At 66.9% G+C, this 11,985-nt stretch carries 14 protein-coding genes; 7 read left to right on the forward strand and 7 right to left on the reverse strand.

Translation table 11 applies throughout. The features are described from left to right. The first annotated feature begins 45 nt into the window (after window positions 1–45). From FM104_RS06770 to FM104_RS06780, 3 genes are read left to right on the forward strand one after another with little or no spacing between them, the layout of a single operon-like run. Window positions 46–813 carry a general stress protein gene (locus tag FM104_RS06770; RefSeq protein WP_087130676.1) on the forward strand — a complete coding sequence of 256 codons (768 nt, stop codon included), beginning with the start codon at window positions 46–48 and terminating at the stop codon, window positions 811–813. Next, window positions 810–1,223: a hypothetical protein gene (locus FM104_RS06775; RefSeq protein ID WP_087130677.1), complete on the forward strand. Its 414-nt coding sequence runs from the start codon at window positions 810–812 to the stop codon at window positions 1,221–1,223. The genes FM104_RS06770 and FM104_RS06775 overlap by 4 nt, the downstream gene beginning before the upstream one ends. Continuing rightward, window positions 1,220–1,900, forward strand: a complete 681-nt coding sequence (locus tag FM104_RS06780; RefSeq protein WP_179206704.1) for an alpha/beta hydrolase family protein — start codon at window positions 1,220–1,222, stop codon at window positions 1,898–1,900. The genes FM104_RS06775 and FM104_RS06780 overlap by 4 nt, the downstream gene beginning before the upstream one ends. Window positions 1,901–2,034: 134 nt before the next feature. On the opposite strand, the gene FM104_RS06785 is transcribed toward FM104_RS06780, so the two are convergent. After that, window positions 2,035–3,516: an HNH endonuclease signature motif containing protein gene (locus FM104_RS06785; protein WP_087130678.1), complete on the reverse strand. Its 1,482-nt coding sequence runs from the start codon at window positions 3,514–3,516 to the stop codon at window positions 2,035–2,037. A 127-nt stretch (window positions 3,517–3,643) separates the two neighbouring features. Between FM104_RS06785 and FM104_RS06790 the strand changes: the two genes are divergently transcribed. Next, window positions 3,644–4,240: an HAD family hydrolase gene (locus FM104_RS06790; protein WP_087130679.1), complete on the forward strand. Its 597-nt coding sequence runs from the start codon at window positions 3,644–3,646 to the stop codon at window positions 4,238–4,240. Between the two features lie 51 nt (window positions 4,241–4,291). Further along, window positions 4,292–5,095 carry a MerR family transcriptional regulator gene (locus FM104_RS06795; protein ID WP_087130680.1) on the forward strand — a complete coding sequence of 268 codons (804 nt, stop codon included), beginning with the start codon at window positions 4,292–4,294 and terminating at the stop codon, window positions 5,093–5,095. A 63-nt stretch (window positions 5,096–5,158) separates the two neighbouring features. Here FM104_RS06795 and FM104_RS16480 read toward each other — a convergent pair whose 3' ends face one another. The 3 genes from FM104_RS16480 to FM104_RS06805 form a co-directional block, all read right to left on the reverse strand. Further along, complete coding sequence (locus tag FM104_RS16480) at window positions 5,159–5,320, reverse strand: hypothetical protein (protein WP_179206705.1); 162 nt, start codon at window positions 5,318–5,320, stop codon at window positions 5,159–5,161. A gap of 1 nt (window position 5,321) precedes the next feature. Next, window positions 5,322–6,740, reverse strand: a complete 1,419-nt coding sequence (locus tag FM104_RS06800) for an aminopeptidase P family protein (RefSeq protein WP_087130681.1) — start codon at window positions 6,738–6,740, stop codon at window positions 5,322–5,324. A 132-nt stretch (window positions 6,741–6,872) separates the two neighbouring features. After that, window positions 6,873–7,898, reverse strand: a complete 1,026-nt coding sequence (locus FM104_RS06805) for an endonuclease/exonuclease/phosphatase family protein (RefSeq protein ID WP_087130682.1) — start codon at window positions 7,896–7,898, stop codon at window positions 6,873–6,875. A gap of 71 nt (window positions 7,899–7,969) precedes the next feature. On the opposite strand from FM104_RS06805, the gene FM104_RS06810 reads away from it, so the two are divergent. After that, on the forward strand, window positions 7,970–8,872 hold the full coding sequence (locus FM104_RS06810) for a PHP domain-containing protein (RefSeq protein WP_087130683.1): 903 nt from the start codon (window positions 7,970–7,972) through the stop codon (window positions 8,870–8,872). Between the two features lie 79 nt (window positions 8,873–8,951). Here the strand turns inward: FM104_RS06810 and FM104_RS06815 are convergent, their stop codons facing one another. After that, the gene (locus FM104_RS06815; protein WP_087130684.1) at window positions 8,952–10,472 is read right to left on the reverse strand and encodes a DEAD/DEAH box helicase; all 1,521 of its coding nucleotides are present in this window, start codon (window positions 10,470–10,472) and stop codon (window positions 8,952–8,954) included. A gap of 179 nt (window positions 10,473–10,651) precedes the next feature. Between FM104_RS06815 and FM104_RS06820 the strand changes: the two genes are divergently transcribed. Continuing rightward, window positions 10,652–11,362, forward strand: a complete 711-nt coding sequence (locus FM104_RS06820) for a ferritin-like fold-containing protein (RefSeq protein ID WP_087130685.1) — start codon at window positions 10,652–10,654, stop codon at window positions 11,360–11,362. A gap of 31 nt (window positions 11,363–11,393) precedes the next feature. Here FM104_RS06820 and FM104_RS06825 read toward each other — a convergent pair whose 3' ends face one another. Together FM104_RS06825 and FM104_RS06830 are read right to left on the reverse strand one after the other, a co-directional pair. After that, a complete protein-coding gene (locus FM104_RS06825; RefSeq protein WP_087130686.1) occupies window positions 11,394–11,681 on the reverse strand; it encodes a hypothetical protein in 288 nt (95 codons plus the stop codon). A 1-nt stretch (window position 11,682) separates the two neighbouring features. Next, window positions 11,683–11,907 (reverse strand): DUF3107 domain-containing protein, encoded by a 225-nt coding sequence (locus FM104_RS06830; RefSeq protein WP_087130687.1) that lies wholly within the window; start codon window positions 11,905–11,907, stop codon window positions 11,683–11,685. Window positions 11,908–11,985 lie beyond the last annotated feature (78 nt).

Consider the following 11,985-nt stretch of genomic DNA (forward strand, 5'->3'; position numbering starts at 1 on the left):
CTCAGTCTGGTGTCTCTTCTGCATTGGCGATGGGACAATGGCGGGATGAGCATGTTGAACCGTCAGGCGAACGGCAAAGACGTCGGCGAGATGATCGCGTCGACCCGCGACTACGAGGCTGCGCAGAAGACCGTCTCGAAGCTGATCGCCGGCGAGGTCCCCGCGCGCGACATCGCCATCGTCGGCCAGAGCGTGCGCACGGTGGAGCGGGTGACAGGCAAGCTCGGTTACGCCGCTGCGGCTCGTTCCGGCGCGATCAACGGCGTGCTGATCGGGCTGGTGCTGTCAGCGATCATGCTGTTCGGCAACCCGGATGCGCCGATCTCACTGTTCCTCGGGTTCCTCTTCGTCGGAGTGGCGCTGGGCATGATCATGAGTCTGGTCACCTACGCGATCGTGCGTCGGCGGCGGGATTTCGCGAGTGTGACGCAGATGATCGCCGATCACTATGAGGTGCGCGTGCAAGCTGCATCGCTGGCGAAGGCTCGACAGGTCGTGGGCGGCGCTGAGCGCCCCGCCTCGACGCGGCCTCCGGTGGATATGAGCGAGCCGCCGCGGTACGGCGAGCGACTGCCCGCACCGGGTACGGCGACGCCGGTACCTGCTGCTGGTGCGGGGGCTCCGGAACCGGACGCGACCCCCGGCGCCGATGATCTTGCGGCGACCGCCGACCCGGATGCCGTGAGAGCGGATGCTGCCGGCGCGGCGGGTCCCGATGGTGCTGATGGTGCTGATGGTGCTGCCGATGCCGATGGCTCTGGCGTCGATGGTGATGCAGACGACTCGGGTGAGACCTCGACGCAAGACCGATGAGCACTGGCGGTGACACGCAGCAGGCGACCGGTGCATCAGCATGGGCGCTCGGGCTGCTGGTGCTGCTGCCGATTCCGCTGATGGGTCCGCTGGCTGCCGGCGGGGCGATGATCGCCGCATATGGCACGCTGTCTCGGCAGGGCCGGCTGGCGAAGGCGAATGCCGCCTCCGCGCGGCGCTGGGGGCGGTTCTTCCTCGTCTCGTCGACCGCGCTGCTGGTGCTGCAGCTGGCATTGACGCTGCCGCGGTGGTGGAGCGGTCCGGTGACAACCGGATTCTTCCCGATCGGCATTCCGATCGTGCTCTACGCGCTGGTGTGTGTCGTGCATCTGGTCGTGGTGACCGTGGGCACGGTGCAGGCGCGTCGCGGTGAACTGGTTCGAGGGCCATTCTCGCGAGCTGCGTCGTGACGGCGACAGTGGCGCTGCCAACGGGGCGCGTGTCGGTGACGACCGCATGGGAAGCACCGGCGGGCGAGTCGCGCGGAGTCGTCGCGATCGCGCACGGCGCGGGGGCGGGGATGGATCATCCGTTCCTCATCGGATTCGCAGCCGCTCTGCGGCAGGCCGGGTTCACAACGGTGCGGTTCAACTTTCCCTACGTCGAGGCGGGGCGGCGGATGCCCGGGCCCGCGGCGCACGCGATTCTGACGTGGCGTGCCGTCGTGGAGTCGATCCGTGCCGAGGTGCCGGAGGCTCGCATCTGGGCGTGCGGCAAGTCCTACGGTGGCCGAATGGCGTCGATGGCCGTCGCCGAGGGGCTCGAAGTCGATGGCCTGGTGTATCTCGGCTATCCGCTGCATCCGCCCGGCAAGCCGGAGAAGTCCCGCGCGGATCACCTGCCCGCGGTGCGCGTGCCTCAGCTGTTCATCGAAGGGACGAATGATCCTTTCGTGCAACCACGAGAGCAATTGGAGGCCGCCGTGGCGTCGTGTCAGGACGCTCGGATCGTGTGGATCGAGGGCGGCGGGCACTCCTTCGAGGTGAAGGGGCAAAAGCGGCCAGCCGATGAGGTGGGCGCGTCCTTGGCGCCGCTGGTGGCGGGCTTCATCGCAGAGAGCGCGCCCGGCCGATCCGCGACCGGCTGATCCGTGCCCGGCTGACGCGCGACCGGGCCAGCAAACACGAAACCCGCTTCAGCGTATTTGCTCCGGTCCGGGAGCAAGGTCGAGTCAGCGTAGGCCCTTTCTGTGCGGAACGCTGTGCGATGGGCTGATTCAACTCAGGCGGCATCTTCGCGGAAGCGTTTGGGTGGTGGGTCGATGCCAGCCCAGGCGGCTGTCAGAGCCACACGGGGTCGCAGAGTGACGGGATGTTTGCCGCCGGGCGGATGCAGGTGGAAGTCATCTGAGCCGTGACGGGTGATGCGCCAACCGCCGTGGTGGAGCTGCATGTGATGGTGTCGGCAGAGCAGGATGCCGCGCTCGATGTCGGTGCGGCCATCGTCGGCAGCCCATTCGTCGATGTGGTGCGCCTCACAGTACGAGGCGGGGCGATCGCATCCCCGCCACCGGCAGCCACCATCCCTGATCGCGAGCGCGACCCGCTGCGCGGTGGTGAACAGCCGACTCTCCCGCCCCACATCGAGTGGGTTGCCGCGTACGTCGACGGTGACGTTCACCGTCCCGGACTCGCAGATCCGCTGATCTGCGCTCGCCAACGGCACAGAGAAGCCGTAATCTTCGGTGCGTGCGCTCACGGGCACACCGCTGCCGTCATGCACTTTGACGACTCGCACCCCGGGCTGTCGCCCGCCGAAGACGTCCTTGGCGTCGGCGAGGGCACCGGCCCGCAGCAGGTCGATCAGCAGGTCGTACGACAGCTGATCGTTGGTGCGCTGATCGGCGGTCAGATCCTCTGCGCGTTTCGCCTCGGCGGAGTCGACGAAGCGGGGTCCGCCGCGGCGGGGGCGCAGGGCCGCGTCGCGTATGGCGCGCATCCACGCAGCGCCGTCGTCCTCGAACTCGATCCGCCCGCACTCTCGCCCATCCGCATCGACCCAGGTGCGGAACGAGCGGCGATTGTAGCGCTCGGTGAAGCGGCGCTCTGCGCCTTCCGGATCGAGCTGATCACGGATCGCCCGCGCCTGGATGCGCAGCTCTTCCACAGTCCGCTCACGTGCTTCCGCCGCCAGCTGCTCGGCGGCAGCGCTCCACACGTCGTGGGTGTGGTCGGTGTCGTCGATCGGGTGGCCAAGGCCGCCTTGGATGGCATCCTGCTGCGACACGGAGATCTGCCCCGACAGCATGGCGGTCGCCAGCGGCGTGTGCCACGGAACCCGCGCCCGCGATGTGCCAGCGGAAGGCGTGCCGACGGAGGGGCTGCTCGCACCGTCGTGCCCTCCCGCATCCTCCGCGGCCTCGGAGTCGAGAATTGACAGTCCTATCCGCACCTGACGCTGCGCATCCGCGTGCGTCAGTCCGGTGATGTCCTGCACCAGCGCTGCCGGAGTGCGGTGCCCACGCCCCGCAGCCAGCCCGTCACGGCCGGCTTGACGGGTCGATCGCGCCGCGGTGATTCCGGCGCCGACGATTCCCACCCGCTCCACGCACCGCACCAGCGCAGACACCGCAGTGACCGCCTCGACCAGCTTGTCGCCGCTGAAAGCCATCATCCGCGACGATAGGTCGTCAATCTCCACATCGTCGCCGAACAGGTCGCGCAGAGCAGAGATCCGGGCGTCGATATCGGTGAAGAGGGCCATACCTCCATCATGAAGACACCCACCGACATTCGAATGAAAATACGATGCAGGTTCACCCCTTGAGAGATCACAAACAGGTATCGAATGATCGGCTACCCGCCCTGATCCCGCATGTCACCATGGACTCATGATCCGAGCCGTCGTCTTCGACCTCGACGGAGTGCTGCGGCACTTCGACCCCGACCACGTCACGCAGATCGAGGCGCGCCATCGGCTGCCCACCGGCAGCATTCATGCGGCCGCGTTCGCAGAGCCGCTGCTCGCCGCCGTCACTGCTGGCCAGATCACGCGGGCAGAGTGGGTGCGACAGGTCGGCGAGCGGATCGGGCATTCGCAGGCAGCATCCGAATGGGGCGTGCATCCATCGACAGCCGATGATGAGATGCTCGCGCTCAGCGATGCGCTGCGTGCCTCCGGCATCCGCACCGCGATCCTCACCAACGGCACCGACACGATCACCACCGAACTGCGAGAGCTCGAAATCGACACTCGCGTCGACGCTGTCTTCAATTCGGCCGCGATCGGCATCGCCAAACCCGACGTGCGCGCCTTTCAGCACGTGCTCGACGCGCTGGCACTCGAACCGGAGGAGGTGTTCTTCACCGACGATTCGGCGAGCAAACTCGCCGGCGCCGAGGCTCTCGACATGACGGTGCACCACTTCACCGGAATCGACGGGTTGCGCGCCGCGTTGCGCACGGCGGGTGTTGTGGTGAGTCGATAGGCAGGACGAGATACTTGACTCTGACACTGTGGCAGGCAGGAGAACTGAGACATGTTATCCATCGGAGCCTTCGCGCAGATCGGGCAGGTGACCCACCGGATGCTGCGGCATTGGGACACCGCGGGTCTGCTCATTCCTGCTCACGTGGACGAGTTCAGCGGCTACCGCTCGTATGACCCATCGCAACTGGAGCGACTGCATCGGATCGTGGCGCTGCGTCAGCTCGGGTTCGGCCTCGAAGACGTCTCGTCGATCCTTGAGCAGGGAGTCGATGCTGATCGCATCGCCTCCCTGCTGCGTGTTCGACGCGCCGAGGTCGCACAGGAGCAACAGCTCGCCGCATCCAGACTCGTCGACGTGGAACGGCGGCTCCAGCTCATCGAAAGAGAGAATCACATGTCCCAGCTCGAGATCATCGAGAAGTCCCTGCCGGCTGTCCGCCTCGCGGCCCGTCGCACGGTCGTGGCGGATCAACCTGCCGTGGCAGCGGTCGTCGGGCCGGCCTTCGATGCCATAGCAGCGATCATCGGCGACGAGTCCGGCTCCCTGACGACGCCGATCGCGCAATACGAGATGATCGAAGACGGTCTGCAGATCGTCATCGGCTACGCATATGGCGGGCCGCCGCGGGATAGCTTCGAGATCATCGAACTGCCTGCGGCCGAGGATGCCGTGTGCGGCATCCATCTCGGCTCCATGGATCGAATCGGCGAAAGCTGGCAGGCTGTCCACAACGAGACTCTTGCCCGCGGACTGACACTCGACGGACCATGCCGGGAACTGTATGTGCGCGCCATCTCTGAAGATCAGTCCGACTGGGTGACCGAACTGCAGCAGCCAGTGAAGCGCGGCTGACCGGTCTGTCGTCGACGACGGATGCCGAGAGCCTGACCGGCCCTCGGCATCCGTGTGCAGTCGCTAAAGCGCGCCCTGGTCCCGCTGACGTGCTTCTGTCGCGGCAGACCGGGGCCGCGGGTTACGTCGGAACAAGAAGAACAGCCCGACGCCGATGCCCGCAATTACCAGCAATACGAGCAGCGCCAGAAGGATGAAGACGCCGATGGTGAGCAGCGAGAACATCTCAGCCCTGCAGACGCGCGATCCACGCCTCGACCTCGTCTGCGGTGCGCGGGATGTCGGCCGACAGGTTCACGGCACCGTCTTCGGTCATCAGGATGTCGTCCTCGATGCGCACACCGATTCCGCGCAGCTCTTCAGGGACCGTCAGGTCGTCGATCTGGAAGTACAGGCCAGGCTCGATCGTGAAGACCATGCCGGCTTCGAGGACGCCGTCGTAGTACATCTCGCGACGCGCCTGTGCGCAGTCATGCACGTCGATGCCGAGGTGGTGGCTCGTGCCGTGCACCATGTAGCGACGGTGCTGGCCACCGGCATCCGCGTCGAGAGCCTCTTCGGCGGTCACTGGCAGCACACCCCACTCGGCGGTGCGCCGCGCGATGACCTGCATGGCAGCCTCGTGCACGGCGCGGAACTTCACACCAGGCTTCGCGACGGCGAACGCCGCATCGGCGGCCTCGAGCACGGTCTCGTACACGCGGCGCTGCACTTCCGAGAATTTGCCGTTCACGGGCAGCGTGCGCGTGATGTCGGCGGTGTACAGGCTGTCGATCTCCGCACCGGCGTCGATCAGGATCAGGTCTCCGGGCACGACTGCGCCGTCGTTGCGGGTCCAGTGCAGGTAGCAGGCGTGGTGGCCGGATGCCGCAATGGTGTCGTAGCCCTCCCAGTGCCCATCGCTGCGGGCACGCTGGTGGAAGACACCCTCGACGATGCGCTCGCCGCGGGGGTGCGCGATCGCACGGTCGAAATCGCGGATGATGTCGTCGAATCCGGATGCAGTCACCGCCACCGCGGTGCGCATCTCCTCGACCTCGAACTCGTCCTTGACGAGGCGCAGCTCAGAGACGAAGCGGGTGAGCTCGTCGGACTCCTCGACGACGAGGTCGTCGTCGCCCGCGACGAACGTGTCGATGTGGGCCGTTGCGACATCGAGATCGGCGGCGACGCCGGCCAGCGAGGGTCGGGCGCCGATCCAGAATTCGCCGATCGTGGCATCCGAGTAGAACTCGCTCGTCGTGCGATCCGCGCGCTCGCGGAAGTACAGGGTGACGACGTGCCGGTCGTCCTTCGGCTCGAAGACGAGTACCGAGTCGGGCTCTGACTCGTTGGCCCACCCGGTCAGGTGCACGAACGCCGAGTGCGGCCGGAACGGGTAATCGGTGTCGTTGCTGCGCTGCTTGAACGATCCCGACGGCACGACGATGCGCTTGCCGGGGAAAGCCTCGGAGACCTTGTCACGGCGAGCTGCCGCATAGGGTGCCTGTGCCCGCGGAGCGGGCATCGACTCGGGGCGCTCCGCCCAACCGGTCGAGATGGTGTCGAGGAACCCCTGCGGGAAGGGCTGCTTGCGGTTGCTCTTCTCTTCCGCGACAGTCGTGTCCGGGGTCTCGACGACGACGTCGTGCTCTGCGTTGCTCATCTCTCTATCCTCTCATCGACGGGTGGTGCTGTGGCTGGGGCTCAAGAGCCCGAGCCGTGCTTCGCGGGTCGCACGTGGTCGCTTCGGCGTGGGCAGGGTCAGGAAGCTAGCGCAACCCGAGACGAGTCGCCGTCACGGGTGCGCCGGATCCAGCTGCGCGACGAGCGCACGGTGATCGCTGCCTCCGGCATCCTCGAGCACAACGGAACCCGTCGCCGTCCAGTTCTGGCTCGCCATGATGTGGTCGATGGGCGCGCCCATCAGCCGCGGCAGATTCGCCGGCCATGTGCCAACCATGCCGTTGCCCGTGGTGCGGGCGGCATCCACGCAGCGGCCCATGTCGCCGCCTTCGCTGCCGAAGGAGGCCATGTGGTCGAGCGTCGCGTTGAAGTCGCCCGCGAGGATGAAATCTCCCGCAGGGCACTGGTCAGCGATCCACGCGAGATCGGAGTTCCATTTGGCGATGGCATCCTGGCGCGGTGCGACCGCATGCACGGCCACGATCGTCGGCCCGGATCCGTCCACGGGCATCACGACGGCGCTGGGCACGGAGCCGGTGTTGCTCGATCCGTCGAGGGAAGAGTCGATCACGGAGTATTCGCCGAGCCGCGTCGAGACGAGGATGGTCGTCTGCCACGCCTGCGGGCCGTTGGGCACATCAGGTCGGATGTTCACGTGGTGCACCCACATCGGGCTTCCCGCCGCGCGCATCTTGATGGCGATCTGCTCGCCGACCTCTTCCGAGGTCTCGGGCAGTGTCACGACATCTATCTGCTGATCGGTGATCACCCCGGCGATCGTGTCAGCCGAGACCGCGGCTCCCTCGGTATTCCATGTCAGGACGCGGATGCTGGCATCCGCCTTCTGCGGCATGGTGTCAGCTCCGTAACCGCGCAGCATCCCGATCCCACCGACCGCGGCCGCGCCCAGCAGCGCGACGATGAGGATGGATGCCGCGAACCCGCGCATCCGCTTCGAGAACAGCAGCAGCGCAGCCAGCACGGCGATCGCCAAGAACGCAGCCACCAGTATCAGACGCGCTGACACGATCTGAGCGATCGGGTAGGTCGTCTCCAGGCGGAAGAACTGCGGCCACACCAGTACAGCCGTCGCAATCGCGAACAGCACTGTCACCAGAACCCCGACCAGACGCATCATCGGCACAAAGCCTAAGCGAATCGGCTGTGACGCCCCTGAGGCGATGCGACTGCGCGCGGTAGCCTCAGAACATGACCTCAGGCGCGCACTCCACCCCTTCCGGACGCTTCCGGGGGCCGAGCGATCTGCACCTGCACTCGAACCACTCCGACGGCACCGACTCTCCGGCTGGCGTGATGCGCGCTGCCCACGCGCACGGCATCCGCACCGCCGCTCTCACCGACCATGACCGCACCACCGGCTGGGGCGAGGCAGCCGACGCCGCCGCAGCCCTGGACATGACGTTCCTGGGCGGGATGGAGCTCTCGGCCCGGCATGAGTGGCGCAGCGTGCACATGCTCGGCTACCTGTTCGATCCGCAGAACCCGCAGCTCGTCGCTGAGACCGAGCGCATTCGTGCGGATCGGCTCGGTCGCGCGGAGCGCATCGTGCGCAGCATCTCACGCGACTACGACCTCAGGTGGGAAGACGTCTTGAAGGAGACCACGGCGGATGCCACGGTCGGCCGCCCGCACATCGCCGACGCTCTTGTCGCCCGGGGAATCGTCCGTGACCGGACGGAGGCGTTCGCCGGAATCCTGCATCCGCGCGAGGGCTACTACGAACCGCATTACGCACCGGACCCGCTCACGGCTGTCCGGCTGATCACCCAGGCCGGGGGAGTCGCGATCATCGCGCACCCCGTGACGTCGGGCCGGGATCGGATGCTGCCGCTCTCTTTCATCGAACGGCTGATCGCGGAGGGCCTCGCCGGATTCGAGGTCGATCACCGCGAGAACACCGAAGACGGCAAGCGGATGCTGCGCGAGATCGCCGCGCAGCACGATTTGATCATGACCGGTTCGAGCGACTACCACGGCACCGGAAAGCCGAACCGGCCGGGCGAGAACACGACGCCCGACGAAATGGTCGCCCGCATCGTCGAGCGTGCGACGGGTACGCCGCCGCGGTTCGCCGAGACCCGACGCGCATAGGACGCAGAAAGCTGCATCCGCCGCATCGATCGATGCCGCGGATGCAGCTTTCTGCAGCGCTCAGAACAAGCGCGAGATCTCAGGCGCCCGCGGGAGCCGCGCCACCGGAACGACGGCGACGGCGACGGCGCTGCGGAGCAGACTTGCCATCGCGGTGTTCGTTCGTGGCATCGCCATCGTGCGTGCCAGCGCCTTCTGCATCGCGGTCGGCGTCCGGGCCCGATCCGGATGCCGACTTCTGGGCGCCTTCGGCACCCTCAGCGAAGGTCGCGCCGACCTTGTCGCCCTCAGAGCCGCGACGGCGACGGCGACGACGGCGCGTGGTGCCTTCATCGGTGCCCTCAGCGGCGGCATCCGCTGCCTTCAGCGGCGCGCGCTGCTTGCGCTCGCCAGCAGGCTTCTCCGACTTCGGCGCGGTGACGAGCCGACCCTTCGTGCCCTCGGGGATGCCGAGCTCGGCGAACAGGTGCGGGCTCGACGAGTAGGTCTCGACGGGCTCGGGCTGGCCGAAATCAAGGGCACGGTTGATGAGGGCCCACTTGTGCAGGTCTTCCCAGTCGACGAAAGTGACCGCGATGCCCGTCTTGCCGGCGCGGCCTGTGCGGCCGACACGGTGCAGATAGGTCTTGTCATCGTCGGGGATCGTGTGGTTGATGACGTGCGTGACATCATCGACGTCGATACCGCGCGCCGCGACATCGGTGGCGACGAGCACATCGCGCTTGCCCGCCTTGAAGGCAGCCATCGAGCGCTCGCGCTGCTCCTGACCCATGTCGCCGTGCACCCCGCCCACGTTGAACCCGCGGTCACCGAGCTCATCCACCAGACGCTGCGCCGCCCGCTTGGTGCGGGTGAAGATCACGGTCTTGCCGCGGCCCTCGGACTGCAGGATGCGGGCGATGATCTCGTCCTTATCGAGCGAGTGCGCCCGGTAGACGAGGTGCTTGATGTTCGCCTGCATCAGACCCTCGTCGGGGTCGTTGGCGCGGATGTGGATCGGGTTCGACATGAAGCGGCGCGCCAGGGCGACGATCGGTCCGGGCATGGTGGCCGAGAACAGCTGAGTGTGCCGTACCGCGGGCACCCGCTGGAAGATCTTCTCGATGTCGGCCAGGAAGCCGAGGTCGAGCATCTTGTCGGCCTCATCGAGGACGACTTCGACCGCACCGGAGAGGTCGAGCAGGCGCTGACCGGCGAGGTCGATGAGGCGACCGGGCGTGCCGACGACGATCTGCGCGCCGGCTTTCAGCTGGTCGATCTGGCCCTCGTAGGCCTTTCCGCCGTAGATGGCCACGACGCTCGTGGCGCGGTTGCTGGTGAGCAGGTCCATGTCTTCGTACACCTGCACGGCGAGTTCACGCGTCGGCACCACGATCAGCGCCTTGACGCCGGGCTCGGGGTTCAGGCCGAGACGCTGGACGACGGGGATGCCGAAGCCGAAGGTCTTGCCTGTGCCCGTCTTGGCCTGGCCGATGATGTCCTGGCCAGGAAGGCCGAGGGGAATGGTCTGCTCCTGGATGGGGAACGCGTCGACGATGCCTTTGGCGGCGAGTGCGTCGACGATGTCCTGATCGATATTCAGATCAGCGAATGAAGTCACAGTATGTTTGCCTGTCCGGCGCGTGCGCGGCGGTGAGCCATGCGAGCGGCGCCTCGTAACGGATCCACGCCGTCTCACTGCTGCCACAGGCGCGGGGCCCTGCTCCAATGGCAGGACGGGACTAGCCTACCGGAGCGGCGCGATCCGGCACAGAGCGCAGCGCCGAGTAGTCTGGGCGGGTGGTCAACTGGTTCTGGAAGCGCAAGCCGCAGCGGCGCAGCCTCGCGCTGCGCAGCAGAGGCGACAGCGGCGACACGACACGCGTCGATTTCGCCGAGCTCGCCCCCGAGCTGCACCGATTTCTCGGGCAGGCCGCCTATCTGCAGCTCGGCTACTTCGAGACGCTGACCCGCGGCATCCGCGGAACGCTCGAGCTCTCGCGGAAGGAGGCGCTGTCACGCGCCGCCGGGGCGGCCCTCGACAAGCACCGCGGCATCGTCGCCGTCATCACCGAGCACGGTGACGACCCCACCGAGGTGATGCTGCCGTTCCGCGAGAACCTCGATGCCTTCCGTCGCAAGACGATCGGTGCACGCCCCGAGGAGACCCTGCTGGCCGTCTACCTGACCGCTGGGATGCTGGACGATTTCTACCTGGCGCTCGCATCGAGCTATGGCGAGATCGGCGAACGGGTGGCTGCGATCCTCCGCGAGGGTGACGGCGGCAGCGAGATCGTCTCGATCATCCAGGAGACGATCGAGAGCGACAACGAGTGGCGGTCGCTGCTGTCGATGTGGGGCCGTCGCCTGGTCGGCGACACGCTGCTGGTCTGCCGGGGTGCACTGCGTCCGGAGCGGCTCGACGCCGATGAGACTCGCATCGAGCCGGTCTACACCGAGCTGATGGGCGCGCACGCACGCCGCATGGACGCGATGGGGCTGGCTTCGTAGCATCCGCCCCGGCGCGGTCAGCGGGTTGCTGTCAGATGCCGAGTGCCTGTTTGGCCGCGGTGTCGTGGTGAATGCGCTGCGCGCTGATCGTGGCGGTGAAGATCGCCGAGACGACGAGCGCGCCGCCGATGCTGGCGACCCACAGCCACACGTTTCCCTCGCCCACGCCCGACCACTGCATGATCGTGTAGACCGCGGCCGCGACGGCCGTGGCGATCGCAGGGGTGACGGCGACGCCACGCAGCTCCCGGTGCGGCATCAGGTAGTGCAGTCCAACTCCGAGTGCGCAGGCCGAGATCAGCGCGAGCAGAATGTACATGTCAGGCGACGAAGCCGACCCGGCGTGATTCCTCGCTGCCAAGCTCGACGTACGCGAGGTTCGCGGTGGGGACGATGAATGATCCGCCCTTGGTGTCGGCGAAGGTGACGTGGGTCGCATTCTGCTCAAGAGCAGAGGTGACCTCGGCGCGCACCTCGTCGGCGCTGTTTGCGGTGTCGAAGCTCAGCTCACGGCCAGTGTTGACGATGCCAATGCGGATTTCCACGCGATCTCCTCAGTTCTGCGAACATCGGCAACTCTACCTGCTGACCTCGCCACCGAGCCGGACGCCCGGGCCGATTTC

The organism is Microbacterium esteraromaticum (assembly GCF_900163815.1).
Classification (GTDB): domain Bacteria; phylum Actinomycetota; class Actinomycetes; order Actinomycetales; family Microbacteriaceae; genus Microbacterium; species Microbacterium esteraromaticum_B.

What these genes read in the sequence shown, in the direction of transcription:
- FM104_RS06825 (WP_087130686.1), bottom strand. Translation starts at nt 11,681, where the DNA reads ATGTACATTCTGCTCGCGCTGATCTCGGCCTGCGCACTCGGAGTTGGA.
- FM104_RS06800 (WP_087130681.1), bottom strand. Translation starts at nt 6,740, where the DNA reads ATGAGCAACGCAGAGCACGACGTCGTCGTCGAGACCCCGGACACGACT.
- FM104_RS06770 (WP_087130676.1), top strand. Translation starts at nt 46, where the DNA reads ATGAGCATGTTGAACCGTCAGGCGAACGGCAAAGACGTCGGCGAGATG.
- FM104_RS16480 (WP_179206705.1), bottom strand. Translation starts at nt 5,320, where the DNA reads ATGTTCTCGCTGCTCACCATCGGCGTCTTCATCCTTCTGGCGCTGCTC.
- FM104_RS06785 (WP_087130678.1), bottom strand. Translation starts at nt 3,516, where the DNA reads ATGGCCCTCTTCACCGATATCGACGCCCGGATCTCTGCTCTGCGCGAC.
- FM104_RS06790 (WP_087130679.1), top strand. Translation starts at nt 3,644, where the DNA reads ATGATCCGAGCCGTCGTCTTCGACCTCGACGGAGTGCTGCGGCACTTC.
- FM104_RS06810 (WP_087130683.1), top strand. Translation starts at nt 7,970, where the DNA reads ATGACCTCAGGCGCGCACTCCACCCCTTCCGGACGCTTCCGGGGGCCG.
- FM104_RS06795 (WP_087130680.1), top strand. Translation starts at nt 4,292, where the DNA reads ATGTTATCCATCGGAGCCTTCGCGCAGATCGGGCAGGTGACCCACCGG.
- FM104_RS06805 (WP_087130682.1), bottom strand. Translation starts at nt 7,898, where the DNA reads ATGATGCGTCTGGTCGGGGTTCTGGTGACAGTGCTGTTCGCGATTGCG.
- FM104_RS06775 (WP_087130677.1), top strand. Translation starts at nt 810, where the DNA reads ATGAGCACTGGCGGTGACACGCAGCAGGCGACCGGTGCATCAGCATGG.